Genomic DNA, 16,427 nt, shown 5'->3' with positions numbered 1-16,427 from the left:
CATTCCCATGCCTCCGCTCCGCATCGCCGTCCTCGTCAAGGGCTATCCGCGCCTGTCCGAGACCTTCATCGCGCAGGAACTGCTCGGTCTCGAGGCCCGCGGCCTCGCCCTGGCGATCTGGTCGCTGCGCCGGCCGCATGACGGCGCCGTGCATCCGATGCACCGACAGATCCGCGCCCCCGTCGCCTACCTGCCGGAATATCTCCACCAGGCGCCGTGGCGGGTGCTGCGCGGCGCCCTCGCGGCCCTGCGCCGGCCCGGCCTGTGGTCCCTGCTGACGCTCGTCCGCCGGGACCTCGCCCGCGATTTCACCGCCAATCGCGGCCGGCGCCTCGGCCAGGCCCTGGTGCTCGCCCGCGAGCTGCCCACCGACACGGACCACATCCACGTCCACTACCTGCACACCCCGGCCTCGGTGGCGCGGTACGCCGCGCTGCTGACCGGGCGGAGCTGGAGCGCCTCGGCCCATGCCAAGGACATCTGGACGACGCCGGACTGGGAGCTGGCGGAGAAGCTCGACGATGCGCGCCTCGCCTTCGCGGTGACCTGCACGGCGGCGGGCGCGGCGCGGCTGCGCGAGGTCTCGCGCGATCCGGGGCGGGTGTCGCTCGTCTATCACGGCCTCGACCTGTCGCGGTTTCCCGCTCCGCCCGAATCCCGTCCGCCCCGGGACGGTTCTGACCCGGCCGATCCCCTGCGCATCGTGACCGTCGGCCGGGCGGTGGCGAAGAAGGGCTTCGACGACCTCCTCGACGCGCTCGCCGCCCTGCCGCCGGACCTGCACTGGCGCCTGGCCCATGTCGGCGGCGGCGAGGACCTGAGCGCCCTGCAAGCCAAGGCCGCGTCGCTCGGCCTGGCGCCGCGGGTGATCTTCCTCGGCGCGAAGCCGCAGCCCGAGGTGGTGGCGCTGCTGCGCGAGGCCGACCTGTTCGTGCTGCCCTCGAAGCGCGCCCCGTCGGGCGACCGCGACGGGCTGCCCAACGTCATCATGGAGGCGGCTTCGCAGGGGCTCGCGGTGGTGGCCACCGACTTCGCCGGCATCCCGGAATTCCTGCGCGACGGGATCGAGGGCCGGCTGGTGCCGCCGGGAGATTGGGGGGCGCTCTCGAACGCCCTCAACCTGCTCGCCCGCGATCCGGCCGAGCGGGCCCGCCTCGGCGCGGCGGCGCTCGCCCGCCTGCGGGCGGAGTTCGGGGCCGAGGCCGGGTTCGACACGGTCGCGCGCCTGTTGACGGAGGCGGCCCGGCGATGAGCCGCGTCGCCTTCTACGCGCCGCTGAAGGACCCGGAACACCCGGTCCCCTCCGGCGAGCGCACGATGGCGCGGCTGCTCCTGCGGGCGCTGGCGGCGGCGGGCTTCGCCCCGGAGGTCGCCAGCACCTTGCGCACCCGCGATCCGGACGGGGCGCGCCATCCGGGATTACGGGCGGAATCGCTTGAACAGGCCGAGCGGCTGATCGCGCGGTATCGCGCCGATCCACCGGTCCTGTGGTTCACCTATCACGTCTACTACAAGGCGCCGGACTGGATCGGCCCGGCGGTGTCGCGGGCCCTCGGCATCCCCTACGTAGTGGTGGAAGGCTCGCGGGCGGGCAAGCGGGCGCAGGGTCCCCACGCCCTGGGCCATGCCGGCGCCGAGGCGGCGCTCGATGCCGCCACCCTGATCCTGGTGATGAACCGCCGCGACAGGCCGGCCCTGGAGGCGGCGCGGCCGGCAGGTCAGGTGCTGGCCGACCTGCCGCCGTTCCTCGATTCCGCGGATTGGCCGCTGACCGAGGCCGAGCGTGCGCCCGGCGCTCTACGTCTCCTCGCCGTCGCGATGATGCGCGAGGGCGACAAGCTCGCCTCCTACCGCCTCCTCGCGGAGGTGCTGGCGCAACTCGGCGACCGGCCCTGGACCCTCGACGTCGCCGGCGACGGTCCGGCCGCGGCCGACGTGGCGGCCCGGCTGGCGCCCTTCGGGACCCGCATCCGCCGCCACGGCGCCGTGGCCGCCGCCGGACTCTCGGCGCTCTACGCCGCCGCCGACCTCCTGGTCTGGCCCGCCGTCAACGAGGCTTACGGCATGGCGGTGCTGGAGGCGCAGGCCCATGGCTGCCCGGTGGTCGCCGGCGGCTATGGCGGCGTGCCGGACGTGGTTCGGGATTGCGCGACCGGCCGGGTGACGCCGCCCGGCGACGCCGCCGCGATGGCGGCCGCGATCCGCGATCTCGCCGCGGCGCCCGACCGTCTCGCGGCGATGCGCGAGGCGGCGCTCGCCTTCGCCCGCACCGAGCGCGGCCTCGACGGTGCCGCCGCGATCCTGCGCGCGAGGCTCGGGGCCATTCTGCGCGAGCGTCGCGGATGAGCCGGATCCTCATCAGTGTCACCCACCTCCTCGGGGCGGGCCACCTCACCCGGGCGGCATCCCTGGCGCGTGCCTTCGCGCGGGCGGGCCACGCCGTCACCCTGGTCTCCGGCGGGATGCCGATCGCCCGGCCTCGCCTCGACGGCATCCGGCTGGTGCAACTGCCGCCGGTGCGCATCACCGGCACCGCCTTCACGGCGCTCCTCGACCCCGAGGGCACGCCGGTCACGGCCGAGCGCCTGGCGGCCCGCCGCGAAGCCCTGCTCGGCGCCTTCGCCGACGGCCGGCCGGACGTGGTGATCACCGAGCTCTGGCCCTTCGGTCGCCGGGTGCTGAGCCCGGAATTCGAGGCCCTCGCCGAGGCGGTCCGGGCGGCCTCGCCCCGCCCCCTGCTGCTCGCCTCGATCCGCGACATCCTGGCGACCCCGAGCCGCCCGGAGCGGATCGCCGCCACCCACGCCCGGCTTGCCGCCTACGACGCCGTGCTGGTCCACGGCGATCCGGCCTTCCTGCCCCTCGACGCCTCCTGGCCGGCCGACGCCTCCCTGGCCCCGCGCCTGCGCTACACCGGCTACGTCGACGAGGCCGAGGCGGCGCCCGCACCGGCCGAATCCCGCGTCGGCATCGTGGTCTCGGGCGGCTCCAGCGCCGCCGGGTTGCCGCTCCAGGAAGCGGCGGTCGCGGCGGCAGCGCTGACCCCCGGCCTGTCCTGGCGCATCCTCGTCGGTGGCGCCGTGCCGGACCCCGCCTTCGCGCGCCTGGTCGAGGCGGCGCCCGCGAACGCCGTCGTCGAGCGGGCCCGGCCGGATTTCCGCGCGCTCCTCGCGGGCGCCGCCCTGTCGGTGAGCCAGGCCGGCTACAACACGGTTCTGGACCTGCTCTCGAGCGGCTGCGCGTCGGTGCTGGTTCCGTTCGAGGCCGGCCACGAGACCGAGCAGCGCCTGCGCGCCGACACCCTGGCGGCCCACGGCCTCGCCAGGGTGCTGCCGGAAGACGCGCTGACGCCCGAGAGCCTGGCTGCGGCGGTCCTCGCTGCCCCCGCACCCGGGGCGCCCCACGCCATCGGCCGCGACGGGGCGCGGCGGAGCGTGGCGATCGTGGAGGCGATGCTGCGCGCGCCTTCCCTCCTCTCCCACCCGGAAGAGGGGGGAAGGCCCGCCCTCCACCCCGCCCTCGACCTCGCCCCCCTCACCGACGCCCTCGCTCGCGCCGCCGATGCCGGCCGCACAGTCGCGTTCTGGTGGCGCGACGACGACGCGGTCGCCCACACCCCCGCCCTCGACCGCCTGCTCGCCCTGGCGCGCCGGAGCGGCTGGCCGGTGGCCCTCGCCGCCGTGCCGGCCCGGGCCGAACCGTCGCTGGCGGCGCGCCTCGCCGACGAGGCGGGGGTGGACCTGCTCGTTCACGGCCTTGCCCACGCCAACCATGCCCCACCGGCGGCGAAGAAGGCCGAGTTCGGCCCGCATCGCCCCCTCGACGCGCTGCGCGCCGACGCCACGGAGGCCCTGGCGCTCGCCCGCGCCCGCCTCGGGCCCCGCCTGCTGCCGGTGCTGGTGCCGCCCTGGAACCGCCTCGACCCCAGCCTGCCCGGGAGCCTGCCGGCTCTCGGCTATCGCGGCCTCTCGGCCGCCGCGCCGGTCGCACCGGTGCCCGGCCTGATCCAGGTCCATGCCGCGGTCGATCCGATCGCCTGGCGCGCCGGGGCCAAGCTCGCCGATCCGGCCTGGATCATCGACCGGGCGGCCCGGGCGGTCGCGCAGGACGGCACGGTCGGGCTGCTCACCCATCACCTCGTGCAGGACGAGGCGACCTGGGCCTTCTGCGCCCGCCTCCTCGACCATCTCGCGGCGTGCGCTGCGAAAGGCCGCGGGGCGAACCTATCGCGCGCCGCCGCTTTGTTTGCGCCCACGGCGTCGCCCGTGTCACAACCGAGCCCTATCTTCCGCGGTGATCCGGGGACGCCCCCGCCCCGAGAGGACAGCACGGCATCAGGATGACGGCACCGCTCCTGTCGATCCGCGACCTGACGGTCGATTTCACGACCGATGCCGGCTCGTTCCGGGCGGTCGACGGCCTGTCCCTCGACGTGCCGGCGGGCCGCACCGTGGCGCTCGTCGGCGAGTCGGGGTCGGGCAAGTCGGTCACGGCGCAAGCCGTGCTGCAGATCCTGCCCAAGGTCGCCCGGATCACCGGCGGCTCCATTCGCCTCGCCGATCCCGGCGGTCCCGCCGGGGGCACCGACATCGCGGGCTTGAGACCCGAGTCGTCGCGGATGCAGAGTTTGCGCGGCGGGCGGATCGCGATGATCTTCCAGGAGCCGATGACCTCGCTGTCGCCGCTCCACACCGTCGGCGACCAGGTCACCGAGGCGTTGCGCCTGCATGCCGACGTCTCGGCCGACGCCGGCAAGGCCCGGGCGGTCGAGGTGTTCGACCGCGTCGGCTTCCCCGATCCGAAGCGGGCCCTCGTCACCTATCCGTTCGAGCTGTCGGGGGGCCTGCGCCAGCGCGCGATGATCGCGATGGCGCTGATCACCCGGCCCGCGCTCCTCATCGCCGACGAGCCGACCACGGCGCTCGATGTCACGACCCAGGCCCAGATCCTGGAGCTGATGCGCGACCTCCAGGCCGAGACCGGCATGGCGATGCTGCTCATCACCCACGATCTCGGCGTCGTCGCCAACATGGCCGACGACGTCGTGGTGATGTATCGCGGCCGGGTGATGGAAGCGGGCTCCCGCGAGGACATCTTCCGCCGGCCCGGCCACCCCTACCTCAAGGCGCTGATGCGGGCGGTGCCGCGCTTCCACATGGAGCCCGGCGAGCGCCTGACCCCGATCCGCGAGGTGCGCAGCGCCGTGCTCGCCCGCAAGGCCGGCGAGCCGCACCGGCCCGACCCGGCCGGGCCGCTGCTCGCCATCGAGGGGGTGCGCAAGTCCTTCACCCTGCGCTCGGGCTGGTTCAAGGGGAAGACCCGCACCATCAATGCCGTCAACGGTGTCTCGCTCAGCCTGCATCCGGGCCGCACCCTCGGCCTCGTCGGCGAATCGGGCTGCGGGAAGACGACGCTCTCGAAGGTGGTGATGCGGGCCCTGCGGCCCGATTCCGGCACCGTGACCTTCGACGACGGGTCGGGGCGCGGGCCCCGGGACGTCTTCGCCCTCAAGGACCGCGAGCTGAAGGATTTCCGCCGCGCGGTGCAGTTCGTGTTCCAGGACCCGTTCTCGTCGCTCAACCCGCGGATGACGGTCTACGAATTGCTGACCGAGCCCCTGCGCATCCACGGCGTCGGCACCGCCGACGAGCGCTACGAGCGGGCAAAGGAGCTGCTCGACATGGTCGGGCTCGATGCGTCGTCCTTGCGCCGCTATCCCCATGCCTTCTCGGGCGGCCAGCGCCAGCGCCTCGGCATCGCCCGGGCGCTCGCCCTGAAGCCCCGGGTGCTGCTCTGCGACGAGCCGGTCTCGGCCCTCGACGTGTCGGTCCAGGCCCAGGTGCTCAACCTGCTCAAGGATCTCCAGGCGAGCCTCGGCGTCTCCTACCTGTTCGTGTCGCACAACCTCGCGGTGGTCGACTACATCGCCGACACGATCGCGGTGATGTGCCGGGGCTACATCGTCGAGGAAGCGCCGAAGGACGCGTTGTTCCGCAACCCCGCCCATCCCTACACGCGGGCGCTGCTCGCCGCCGTGCCCGAGCCCGACCTCGACCACCCCCTCGACCTTAAGCTCCTGATGAGCGACCGCTTCTCCGACCCGGCGAGCTGGCCCGAACCGTTCCGCCTCGCCGGCGGGGCGGCCGGCGCCATGACCGAGATCGAGCCCGGCCATTGCGTCCGGGTCTCGCACCCGGCGATCGGCCAGGCGGCCTGAACCTTGACGAGTTGACGATGTCCCACGGCGCCGCCCTCCGTCCCCACCCCCTCCTCGAGCGGCTGCGCCGCCGTTTCCTCGGCCGCCTGTTCGACCGCCTCGGCTACGACCTCGTCCCGGCGGTGTCGGACTGGAACCACCGGCCGCTCTCTCGACCCGAGACCGAGGCGTTGATCGCCGCCGCCGCCGCGCGCCTTGACCACGATCTCGCGCAGGCCGGCCTGCACCTGCCGGGCGGCGCGGCACGAGCGGTCGCGACCTTCTGGGACCTGATCGCCTCGGCACCGGTGGCGCAGAAGCGCGGCGGCAACGGCTTCAACGGTGCGCTGCAGCTCTACGTGCTGATGCGGGCGCTCAACCCGGAGGTCATCGTTGAATCGGGGGTGTTTCGCGGGCTGACCACCTGGGTGATGCGCCAAGCCTGCCCGCAGGCCGAGATCTTCTGCTTCGACCCCGACCTGTCCGGCCTGCGCTACCGCGATCCCCGCGCGCATTACCATGCTGGCGACTGGTCGGCAGCGCGGCTGCCGCAGCTCGAGGCGGACCGGGCGGTCGGCTTCTTCGACGATCATATCAGCCAGGCCCGGCGGGTGCTGGAGGCGCGCGAACGCGGACTGACGCGGCTCGTGTTTGACGACGACGCCGCGGCCCACCGCCTCCACGCCCATGGCGGTCCCGCTTTCCCGACCATCGCGATGCTGATCGCACCGCGCTCCGGCGAGCCGGTGCGCTGGCGCCGCAACGGCCGGGAATTCGTCTACCGGCCCGACGACCCGGAGGCGGAGGCCGCCCGCGCGGCGATCGCCGCCAGCCACGCCTTCGACGACCTGCACGCCGCGACCGGCTACTCGCCCACCCGCCTCACCTGGGTGCGCCTGCACGGGAGGGACGGAACATGACGCTTCGGTTCCGACACGTCTTCATGGGAGCCGCCGCCTCCGAACCCTCCCCCCTCTGCGGGGGACGATGGCCTCCGGAGAGGGCCGGGAGCGGGGAACGACGCTCCGATGGAGGTCACGCGCTTCAGGACGATCGGGAACTGAATCGGCGTCGCGGTGCCCCTCTCCCGCTCTGCTGTGCGGGACACCCTCCCCCGCGGAGGGGGGAGGGCTGGCGGCGCATCATCGCCCTGTCCCTCCTGGTGTCGAGTGCCCTTCCCGCCCGCGCCGGCGACCTCTCCGACCGCCTGCCCAAGCAACCCCTGGTCGTCGATTCCACCGCGCAAGGCCGCCAGGTCGGCAAGCCCGGCGGCGACATCGTCACCCTGGTCGCGAAGGCCCGCGACATCCGGTACATCTCGACCTACAGCTATACCCGCCTCGTCGGCTACGACGAGAGCTTGGCGATCAAGGCCGACATCCTCGACAGGTTCGAGAATGACGGCGACCGGGTCTACACCTTCTCCTTGCGCGAGGGCCATCGCTGGTCGGACGGCCAGCCCTTCACCGCGGAGGACATCCGCTACTGGTGGGAGGACGTCGCCCTCAACAAGGAGCTGAGCCCGTCCGGCCCGCCGGAATTCATGATGGTCGACGGGCAGCCGCCCCGCTTCGAGGTGATCGACCCGCTCCACGTCCGCTTCACCTGGGACAAGCCGAATCCGCGCTTCCTGCCGGAACTCGCCTCGCCGCGCGATCCGTTCATCTACCGCCCGGCGCATTACCTCAAGAAGTTCAACCCGCGCTACACGCCGAAGGCCGAGATCGAGCCGCTGGTGAAGCAGGCGAAGGTCAAGGGCTGGGCGGCACTCCACAACCGGCTCGACGCGATGTTCGAGCAGACCAACCCGGACCTGCCGACGCTTCAGCCCTGGCGCGTCACCAATACGGCACCGGCGGCCCGCTTCGTCTTCGTGCGCAACCCCTATTACCATCGGGTCGACGGCAACGGGCAGCAACTGCCCTACATCGACAAGATCCTCATGGATGTCGCGGCCGGTGGGCTGCTCGCCGCCAAGGCCAATGCGGGCGAGGCCGACCTGCTGTTTCGCGGCCTCAACATGGAGGACATCCCGATCCTGCGCGAGGGCGAGCGCGCCAAGGGCTACCGCACCCATCTCTGGCCCACCGCCCGCGGCTCGGAAGTGGCGCTCTACCCGAACCTGACGGTGACCGATCCGGTCTGGCGCGCCCTCAACCGCGACCTGCGCTACCGCCGCGCCCTGTCGCTGGCCATCGACCGGCGCACCCTCAACAACGCCCTGCTGTTCGGGCTCGGCACCGAGGGCAACGACACGGTCGTCGAGAAGAGCCCGCTCTACAAGCCGGAATACCGCACCCTCTACGCCGGCTACGACCCGGGAGAGGCCTCGCGCCTCCTCGACGAGATCGGGCTGACGCAGCGCAACGGTGCTGGCATCCGCCTCCTGCCCGACGGGCGCGAGCTGGAGATCGTGGTCGAGACCGACGGCGAGAGCAGCATGCTCACCGACGGGCTGACCCTCATCTCGGAATTCTGGCGCGAGGTCGGCGTCAAGCTGTTCGTCAAGCCGCAGGACCGGACGGTCCTGCGCAACCGCGCCTATTCGGGCGCCGCCGTGATGGTGGCGGCGCAGGGCCTCGACCTCGCGATGCCGACCGCCGAGATGTCGCCCGACGAGTTGGCGCCTGTCCACCAGGACACCTATACCTGGCCGAAATGGGGCCAGTACGTCGAGACCCGGGGCAAGGAGGGCGAGCCCTGCGACATCCCCGCGGCGAGGGTGCTGATCGACCTCAACAACCGCTGGATGGCGACCGCCGACGCGACCGAGCAGGCGACGATCTGGGGCGAGATGCTGCAGAACCGGGCCGAGAACCAGTGGGTGATCGGCACCGTCTCGGGCGCGCTGCAGCCGGTCGTCGCCAAGACCCGGCTCCTCAACGTTCCGGACAAGCAGACCTACAGCTGGAAGCCGACGGCCTTGATCGGGATCTACCGCATGGACCAGTTCTTCTGGGGGCCGAACCCGAAGGAGGCGTCGCGGTGATCCGCTACCTCGCCCGCCGCCTCATCACCATGGCGGTCACGCTCCTGATCATCTCCGCCCTCGTCTTCGTCATCATCAAGCTGCCGCCGGGCGACTTCCTGACCAACCAGATCGCCGAGCTGCGCTCGCAGGGCGAGGCGGCCTCGGTCGCCAAGGCGCAGTTCCTGATGCAGCAATACGGCCTCGACCGTCCGGTCTGGGAGCAGTACCTGCGCTGGATCGGCTTGTGGCCCAACCCCGAGGGAGCGTTCAACGGCCTTCTCCAGGGCAATTGGGGCTGGTCGTTCGAGTATGACCGCCCGGTGCGGGAGGTGGTGGGCGACGCGCTCTGGCTGACCCTCGTCGTGAACCTCGCGGTGGTGATCTTCGTCCACCTGGTGTCGATCCCGATCGCCATCTACTCGGCGACCCGGCAATACTCGATCGGCGATTACGTCGCGACCTTCATCGGCTATATCGGCCTCGCCACGCCGTCCTTCCTGCTGGCGCTGGTGATGCTGTTCTACGCCAACCGCTGGTTCGGGGTCTCGATCGGCGGGCTGTTCGACAGTGCCTATGCCGGCCAGCCCTGGAGCTGGGACAAGCTGCGCTCGCTGCTCGCCCACCTCGTCGTGCCGACCCTGGTGATCGGGTTGGGCGGCACCGCCGCGATGATCCGGCGGATGCGCGCCAACCTCCTCGACGAGCTGGGCAAGCAATATGTCGTGACCGCCCGTGCCAAGGGTCTGCCGCCGACCCGGGCGCTGCTCAAATACCCCTTTCGGATGTCGCTGAACCCGTTCATCGCCGATATCGGCAACCTCCTGCCCCATCTCATCTCGGGCTCGGTGCTGGTCTCGCTGGTGCTCAGCCTGCCGACCGTCGGGCCGATCCTGCTCGCCGCCCTCAAGAGCCAGGACCAGTTCCTCGCCGGCTTCATCCTGATGTTCGTCGCGATGCTGACGGTGATCGGCATGCTGGTCTCCGACCTGCTGCTGGCCTGGCTCGATCCGCGCATCCGCCTTGGGGGGAGCGGCCGATGAACCTCGACCTGCGCGACCGGCCGCACCACTTCGTCGACGCCGCAGCCTTCGATCCCGGCCGTACCGAGCCGGTCGGGGCAGAGAGCGGCGCGGTCGACCGCGCGTCCTCCTGGCGCCTGACCTGGTGGAAGTTCCGCAAGCACCGGGTCGCGGTGGCGGCGGGGCTGATCCTGATCGCCTTCTACGCCCTGATCCCGTTCGTCGAGCTGATCGCGCCCTACAACCCGGCCAAGCGCCACGGCGACTACCTCTACGCGCCGCCCCAGAGCATTCACCTGTTCCACGAGGGCCGCTTCGTCGGACCCTATACCCACCCTTATCACTTCACCTTCAACATCGAGACCTTCCACCGCGACTACACGGTGGACCGCACCAAGGTGCAGCGCCTGCGCTTCTTCTGCCGGGGGGAGAGCTACGCGTTCTGGGGCCTGATCGACACCGACTGGCACCTCGTCTGCCCGCCGGAGAGCGGGACGATGTTCCTCCTCGGCACCGATCGGCTCGGGCGGGATCTCCTCTCGCGCATCATCTCGGGCACGCGGATCTCGCTCACCGTCGGCCTCGTCGGGATCGCGGTGTCCTTCGCCCTCGGGCTGTTCTTCGGCGGGCTCGCCGGCTATCTCGGCGGCTGGGTCGACAACGTGATCCAGAGGGTGATCGAGATCCTGCGCTCGCTGCCCGAATTGCCGCTCTGGCTCGCCCTCTCGGCGGCGCTGCCGCCGAACTGGAGCCCGATCCTGGTCTTCTTCGGCATCACGCTGATCCTCGGCCTCCTCGACTGGCCGGGCCTCGCCCGCGCCGTGCGCTCGAAGCTGCTGGCGCTGCGCGAGGAGGATTACGTCCGTGCCGCCGAGCTGATGGGCGCCTCGAAGAGCCGGATCATCGCCCGGCACCTGATCCCGAACTTCATGAGCCACCTGATCGCGTCGGCGACCCTGTCGATCCCCTCGATGATCCTCGGCGAGACGGCCTTGTCGTTCTTGGGGCTGGGCCTGCGCCCGCCGGTGACGAGCTGGGGCGTGCTGCTCAACGAGGCGCAGAACCTCGCGGCGGTGCAGCTCCATCCCTGGTTGCTGGCGCCGATCCTGCCGGTGGTGATCGTGGTGCTGGCCTTCAACTTCCTCGGCGACGGCCTGCGCGACGCGGCCGACCCCTACCACTAGGCGCAACGATGCGCGAGCGTCCGGCATCCCGGCTCATCGTCCTCGACGGCGAGGACCGGCTGCTGCTGTTCCGCTTCATCTTCCGCACCGGGGCGCTGGCCGGGGAGGATTACTGGGCGACCCCGGGTGGTGCCGTCGAGCCGGGCGAAAGCTTTGCCGAGGCCGCGATCCGGGAGCTGCGCGAAGAGACCGGCCTGACCTGCCCGGCCGCCGCCCCGGAGATCGGCGAGCGCCACTTCACGATGCAGTTGGTGGACGGCGAGCGGGTCAGGGCGCAGGAGCGGTTCTTCGCCGTCCGGGCCGGGGCGATTCCCCTCTCCCGTGACGGCTGGACGGACCACGAGGCGGAGGTTCTGGCCGAGCATCGCTGGTGGTCGCGGGCCGAACTCGCGGCGGCGGACGCGCAGATCTATCCAGAGGACGTGCTGGTGCTCTTCGACGCGGCGAAGATGGCCCTCGAGGGTCCCGCGGAAGCCGCGGGACCGGGGGGCGGCCGCTAGAGGCTGGCCGCTTCGGCGTCGAGCGACGCGAGTTCGGTGCGGGCCTGGGAGATCAGGCGGGCATGCTGCAGCTGAAGCGCGCGGCTGTTGGCACCCAGGCCCGCCGAGGAGCGGATCTCGGCGAGCATCCGCTCGTAATCCTGAAGCTGAGCTTCGACGCGCCGACGGCGCTCCGCGAGAGTGTGCGGCATTCCGGTTCCCCTTGGTTGTGGGGCGGTCCCGCCGCCTGGGCGGACCCGCTCGTGACGCCAAGCCCAACCGCCGGAACGGCCAGGCTTGCACAGCCAAGGTCATGGATGAGGCGAGAATGTGGCACGGCCGCCCCGGATGGGGCGGCCGGCGGCAGCGTCTCAGTATCCGCGGTAGTAGCCGCGCGGGCCGTACCCATAGCCGCGCGGGCCCCAGTGGCGATGGCCGAAATGGCGCGGGCCGCGGAACCCGTAGCCGGGGCCGAAATGGCGGCGGTGGCCATAGAAGCCGTGGCGCGGGCCGAAATGGCGGCGGTAGCCATAGCCGTAGCCGTATTGCGCCCAGGCGGTCGGGACCGCGGCGGCGACGGGCGCGGCGGCCGTCTCAGTCAGCGGAGCAGCGGTAGCGGCCTGCGGCAGGGCGGCGGCACCGCCCAGGATCAGGCCGGCGGCCAGCATCACGGTCTTCAGCACGTGGTTGGTCCTCACTCGTGCGAGCCTCCCCGGGGGAGGCATGGACGGCTGAAACGCACGGGGGCGGCAAAGCGTTGCGCGCTTTGCGTCATGAGGTGAACATTGTCTTGCCGAACGAGGGGGCCTGGAGGCGCCTGAGCGTCGATGCGCAGGCCGGTGCGCTCCGGCCGTGCCTCGCGAAAGCCCCCATGGTCGCCGGCGCGAAGACCACGCCGAGCCTGATCCTCGACGCGTCGGCCAGGCTCGCGCGGCCGGTGCCGACGGTCGGACGCTCGGGTCGATGGCGGCATGAGGTCCGCCGTCGCCGTCACGCCATCTTGAGCGTCATGTCGACGACCCGGGCGTTGGTGGCCCCCTTCACGAGGGCGATGCCGTGCTCGCAATCCTCGCGGCGCCCATAGCCCTCGCCCGAATCGGCCACCACCTCGCCGTTCTCCGCCCGCAGGCGCCAGCGCCACTCGCCCTTGCCGTCGCGATAGAGTTCGAAGCGCATCGCGGTCTCCTGTGCTGCATCCGCCGTGCAAGGAGATGGCGTACCGGGCGAGCGCGGCAACGCCGAATCACGCGGGCCGAGCGGCGAGGAGCGCCCGCGGCGTTGAACGACGGAGCCGCGAAACGCAGAAAGCCCGCGCTCCGGTGCGGAGCGCGGGCTTCCCGTCATTCGATGCCGATCAGGCCGCTTCAGCGCGGGGCGCGGTCGAGCCAGCCGATCGAGCGGCCGTCGCGGTTGCCGCCGCCGCCACCGGCGGGGCGCTGCTGGCGGTTGCCGTCGGCGCGCTGGCCGCCCTGAGGCCGGCCACCCTGCCCTTGCGGACGACCCTGGCCCTGCGGACGACCCTGCCGGCCCTCGTGCTGCCCGCCGCGGGCGTCCTGCCCACCGCGACCGTCATGCGCCCGCGCCTCGCGGGGCTCCTGCGGCCGGCCGGCGCCGTGGCGCGGCTGGCCCTGGCCGCCGCCGGGGCGGCCCTGGCGCTGGCCGGGCTGCTGGCCCGGACGGCCGCCGGCGGGGCGCTGGCCGCGCGGGCCCGAACCGGGCTGGCGCCGGTCGCGCTCGGCCTCGGCGACGGCCTGCGCCGCCTCCTCGCGGCTCGGGGGCACGAAGCCCTCGGGGATCGCCATCACCGGCACCTTCTGGCGGGTCAGGCGCTCGATGTCGCGCAGGTAGGCGCGCTCCTCGTCGTTGCAGAACGAGATCGCCAGGCCGTCCTTGCCGGCGCGCGCGGTGCGGCCGATGCGGTGGACATAGGCCTCGGGCACGTTCGGCAGGTCGAAATTGACGACGTGCGAGACGCCGTCGACGTCGATGCCGCGGGCGGCGATGTCGGTCGCGACCAGCACCCGGCAGGTGCCGGCGCGGAAGGCGGCGAGCGCCCGCTCGCGCTGCGGCTGCGACTTGTTGCCGTGGATCGCCGCCGAGCCGATGCCGTCGCGCTCCAGGCCGCGCACCACGCGGTCGGCGCCGTGCTTGGTGCGGGTGAAGACCAGCACCCGGTCGATCGTCTCGTCGCGCAGGATCGTGCCGAGCAGCGACTGCTTCGAGCCGGTCGGCACGAAGACGACCTTCTGGTCGACCCGCTCGGCGGTGGTGGCGACCGGGGTCACCGCGACCTGGACCGGGTTCTTCAGGTACTGGTCGGCGAGGCCGGCGATGTTCTTCGGCATGGTGGCCGAGAAGAACAGGCTCTGGCGATCGGCCGGCAGCAGCTTCACGATGCGCTTCAGCGCGTGGATGAAGCCGAGGTCGAGCATCTGGTCGGCCTCGTCGAGGACGAGGTACTCGACGCCGTCGAGGGTGAGCGAGCGGCGGTCGATCAGGTCGAGGAGCCGGCCCGGGGTGGCGACCAGCACGTCGACGCCGTTGGCGAGCGCCCGCTCCTGGCGGCCGATGGTGACGCCGCCGAACACCACCGTGGTGGTGAGCTTCAGGAACTGGCCGTAATCCTTGAAGCTGTCGGCGATCTGGCTGGCAAGCTCACGGGTCGGGGCGAGCACCAGCACGCGGCAGCTGCGGCGCGGCGCCGGCTTCGCCGCGCTCTCGGTGGCGAGGCGGTGCAGGATCGGCAGCGCGAAGGAGGCGGTCTTGCCGGTGCCGGTCTGGGCGATGCCGCACAGGTCCTTGCCCTGCATGGCCGGCGGGATCGCCTGTGCCTGGATCGGGGTCGGCGTGACATAGCCGGCCTGGGCGAGCGCCTTCAGGATCGGCGCCGCGAGGCCGAAATCGGTGAATTGAGTCACTGTGTTCTTCTTGGAATTTGGCAGCGGGATCGCCGCAAGGCGCGTGCCATCGCACGGCCCTCATCGCGATCCGATGTCGGGAGACCGCCCGCGTGATGGAGCAGTCCAAGGGACGAGCGATTAAGAGAGGGCCGGGCCTGCCGCGCAGGTGCCGCGGCGAAATCCGTCACGCAGCCCTCTCGAGCGGACCGCGATCGGCCGCTGACGCTGCAATCGCTCATATGGCTTTGTGCGGGTGCGAAGTCAATCGCGGGGCGTGGTGCCGGATGCGCGGCACCTCCGCGTCGGGCGCTTGCCGCGTGCCGGCGGCGACAGGCAGAACCGCGCCGCCCAGGGCAGTATCGCTCGGATTGCGTCTCCGAGGTGTCTTGCAACTCGGTCGAGACGTGCCCGCCGGCAGCGTTCCACCCTTCGCGTCATGCCGGGCTCCGCTGCGCGGCCCCCGGGATGATCCGGAGGGTCTCAACGACGGAAGTCCGTCCTGTCCGACGTTGCAGCCCTGCGACCCCGTCGAAACCGGCCCTCGCGACAGATTTCATCCGCGAGGGACCGCACGGTGGGTCAGTCACCGGGGAGGCAGACACGCCCCGAAAGCCCGGATCGCCGCCTCTACGGCACCGTCGTCGATGTGGCGATGGGTGACGAGGCGGAGCTTCCACGGCCCGAGGGGGCGGGCCAGGACCCCCTGCGCCGCCAGCCTGTCCAGCCAGGTCGCGCTGTCGCACCCGCTCTGCGACAGGTCGACCTGCACGATGTTGGTCTGCGGGACCGAGGCGCTCAAGCCCGGACCGAGCCCGTTCAGCCCGGCGCCGAGCCGGCGCGCCCGGGCGTGGTCCTCGCCGAGGCGATCGCCCATCGTCGCCAGGGCTTCCAAGCCGGCCGCCGCGGCGATGCCGACCTGCCGCTGCGTACCCCCGAGCATCTTGCGCAGGGAACGCGCCCTTGCAACGAGGGCGGCCGATCCGGCGAGCAGGGCACCCATCGGGGCACTCAGGCCCTTCGACAGGCAGAGCGACACCGAATCGACCTCCGCGGCGATCATGCAGGCCGGGACGCCGAGGTGAACGGCGGCGTTGAGCAGCCGGGCGCCGTCGAGATGGACCGGGATCCCGTCGGCCAGGGCCATCGCCCGGACCGCCCGCATGTGGTCGAGCGGCGGCACCGTGCCGCCGGCATTGTTGTGGGTCGTCTCGAGGCCGATCATCCCGGTGCTGAGGCTCGACCCGCCGGGCCGCAGGGCATCGGCGAGGCGCTGGAGATCCATCGCCCCGTCGGTGCCGGCGATGGCGAGCGGGAAGGTGCCGGTGAAGGTCGCGGCGCCGCGCTCCGCGGTGTACATGTGCGATTGCGCCTCCAGGATCACCTGCTCCTGGCGCCCGGCGTGGCAGAGGGTCGCGACGAGGTTCGCCATGGTGCAGCTCGGCAGGTACAGGGCCGCCGCCTTGCCGAGGAGCCTCGCGCCCGCTTCCTCCAGGGCCTTCGCCGTCGGGTCGTGGCCGAGGCCGTCGTCACCGAGGGGCGCCGTCGCGATCCGCGTGTACATGGCCGGCGTCGGCCGGGTCAGGGTGTCGCTGCGCAGGTCGATGCAGCTCTCCGCCGGCGCGACGTCCGGCCGGTCCGAGTGCGGGCCGCTCCGACCGCTCTGCATCGTCGCCATCTC

The 16,427-nt window shown here is 72.2% G+C and carries 14 protein-coding genes; 9 read left to right on the top strand and 5 right to left on the bottom strand.

From position 1 onward, the window contains the following. Positions 1 to 7: 7 nt before the first annotated feature. From FF100_RS03710 to FF100_RS03670, 9 genes are all read left to right on the top strand, one after another. Positions 8 to 1,252, top strand: coding sequence for a glycosyltransferase (locus FF100_RS03710; protein WP_139034177.1), 1,245 nt, complete (start codon positions 8 to 10; stop codon positions 1,250 to 1,252). Then, positions 1,249 to 2,346: a glycosyltransferase family 4 protein gene (locus FF100_RS03705; protein WP_139034176.1), complete on the top strand. Its 1,098-nt coding sequence runs from the start codon at positions 1,249 to 1,251 to the stop codon at positions 2,344 to 2,346. Before FF100_RS03710 ends, FF100_RS03705 begins: the two co-directional genes overlap by 4 nt. Further along, a complete protein-coding gene (locus FF100_RS03700) occupies positions 2,343 to 4,343 on the top strand; it encodes a glycosyltransferase (RefSeq protein ID WP_139034175.1) in 2,001 nt (666 codons plus the stop codon). Before FF100_RS03705 ends, FF100_RS03700 begins: the two co-directional genes overlap by 4 nt. Beyond that, a complete protein-coding gene (locus tag FF100_RS03695; protein ID WP_139034174.1) occupies positions 4,340 to 6,217 on the top strand; it encodes an ABC transporter ATP-binding protein in 1,878 nt (625 codons plus the stop codon). The genes FF100_RS03700 and FF100_RS03695 overlap by 4 nt, the downstream gene beginning before the upstream one ends. Before the next feature lie 17 nt (positions 6,218 to 6,234). Continuing rightward, positions 6,235 to 7,116 carry a hypothetical protein gene (locus tag FF100_RS03690; RefSeq protein WP_139034173.1) on the top strand — a complete coding sequence of 294 codons (882 nt, stop codon included), beginning with the start codon at positions 6,235 to 6,237 and terminating at the stop codon, positions 7,114 to 7,116. Positions 7,117 to 7,358: 242 nt separating this feature from the next. Further along, positions 7,359 to 9,185 (top strand): ABC transporter substrate-binding protein, encoded by a 1,827-nt coding sequence (locus FF100_RS03685; protein WP_246101899.1) that lies wholly within the window; start codon positions 7,359 to 7,361, stop codon positions 9,183 to 9,185. Beyond that, positions 9,182 to 10,207, top strand: coding sequence for an ABC transporter permease (locus FF100_RS03680; RefSeq protein WP_139034172.1), 1,026 nt, complete (start codon positions 9,182 to 9,184; stop codon positions 10,205 to 10,207). The genes FF100_RS03685 and FF100_RS03680 overlap by 4 nt, the downstream gene beginning before the upstream one ends. Further along, positions 10,204 to 11,370 carry an ABC transporter permease gene (locus tag FF100_RS03675; RefSeq protein WP_139034171.1) on the top strand — a complete coding sequence of 389 codons (1,167 nt, stop codon included), beginning with the start codon at positions 10,204 to 10,206 and terminating at the stop codon, positions 11,368 to 11,370. Before FF100_RS03680 ends, FF100_RS03675 begins: the two co-directional genes overlap by 4 nt. A gap of 8 nt (positions 11,371 to 11,378) precedes the next feature. Then, entirely contained in the window at positions 11,379 to 11,870 is a 492-nt protein-coding gene (locus FF100_RS03670; protein ID WP_139034170.1) for an NUDIX hydrolase, read from the top strand. Here the strand turns inward: FF100_RS03670 and FF100_RS03665 are convergent. The 5 genes from FF100_RS03665 to FF100_RS03645 all read right to left on the bottom strand — a co-directional run bounded on the left by FF100_RS03665 (position 11,867) and on the right by FF100_RS03645 (position 16,415). After that, positions 11,867 to 12,061 (bottom strand): hypothetical protein, encoded by a 195-nt coding sequence (locus FF100_RS03665; protein WP_139034169.1) that lies wholly within the window; start codon positions 12,059 to 12,061, stop codon positions 11,867 to 11,869. The two genes, FF100_RS03670 and FF100_RS03665, sit on opposite strands and share 4 nt — an antisense overlap. Positions 12,062 to 12,220: 159 nt before the next feature. Next, on the bottom strand, positions 12,221 to 12,547 hold the full coding sequence (locus tag FF100_RS03660) for a hypothetical protein (protein ID WP_342778981.1): 327 nt from the start codon (positions 12,545 to 12,547) through the stop codon (positions 12,221 to 12,223). Positions 12,548 to 12,839: 292 nt separating this feature from the next. Next, positions 12,840 to 13,025 carry a YegP family protein gene (locus FF100_RS03655; protein ID WP_139034168.1) on the bottom strand — a complete coding sequence of 62 codons (186 nt, stop codon included), beginning with the start codon at positions 13,023 to 13,025 and terminating at the stop codon, positions 12,840 to 12,842. A 188-nt stretch (positions 13,026 to 13,213) separates the two neighbouring features. Further along, a complete protein-coding gene (locus tag FF100_RS03650; protein WP_139034167.1) occupies positions 13,214 to 14,767 on the bottom strand; it encodes a DEAD/DEAH box helicase in 1,554 nt (517 codons plus the stop codon). 565 nt (positions 14,768 to 15,332) lie between these two features. Then, positions 15,333 to 16,415, bottom strand: a complete 1,083-nt coding sequence (locus FF100_RS03645; protein ID WP_139034166.1) for a threonine aldolase family protein — start codon at positions 16,413 to 16,415, stop codon at positions 15,333 to 15,335. Positions 16,416 to 16,427 lie beyond the last annotated feature (12 nt).

Origin of the sequence: Methylobacterium terricola (assembly GCF_006151805.1) — a bacterium.
GTDB classification, from domain to species: domain Bacteria; phylum Pseudomonadota; class Alphaproteobacteria; order Rhizobiales; family Beijerinckiaceae; genus Methylobacterium; species Methylobacterium terricola.
This window is presented reverse-complemented; position numbering and strand designations above follow the sequence as displayed.

Bases quoted from the DNA above. Each gene is read 5' to 3' on its own strand.
- FF100_RS03710 (WP_139034177.1), top strand. From the start codon at position 8: ATGCCTCCGCTCCGCATCGCCGTCCTCGTCAAGGGCTATCCGCGCCTG.
- FF100_RS03705 (WP_139034176.1), top strand. From the start codon at position 1,249: ATGAGCCGCGTCGCCTTCTACGCGCCGCTGAAGGACCCGGAACACCCG.
- FF100_RS03700 (WP_139034175.1), top strand. From the start codon at position 2,343: ATGAGCCGGATCCTCATCAGTGTCACCCACCTCCTCGGGGCGGGCCAC.
- FF100_RS03695 (WP_139034174.1), top strand. From the start codon at position 4,340: ATGACGGCACCGCTCCTGTCGATCCGCGACCTGACGGTCGATTTCACG.
- FF100_RS03690 (WP_139034173.1), top strand. From the start codon at position 6,235: ATGTCCCACGGCGCCGCCCTCCGTCCCCACCCCCTCCTCGAGCGGCTG.
- FF100_RS03675 (WP_139034171.1), top strand. From the start codon at position 10,204: ATGAACCTCGACCTGCGCGACCGGCCGCACCACTTCGTCGACGCCGCA.
- FF100_RS03670 (WP_139034170.1), top strand. From the start codon at position 11,379: ATGCGCGAGCGTCCGGCATCCCGGCTCATCGTCCTCGACGGCGAGGAC.
- FF100_RS03665 (WP_139034169.1), bottom strand. From the start codon at position 12,061: ATGCCGCACACTCTCGCGGAGCGCCGTCGGCGCGTCGAAGCTCAGCTT.
- FF100_RS03655 (WP_139034168.1), bottom strand. From the start codon at position 13,025: ATGCGCTTCGAACTCTATCGCGACGGCAAGGGCGAGTGGCGCTGGCGC.
- FF100_RS03645 (WP_139034166.1), bottom strand. From the start codon at position 16,415: ATGCAGAGCGGTCGGAGCGGCCCGCACTCGGACCGGCCGGACGTCGCG.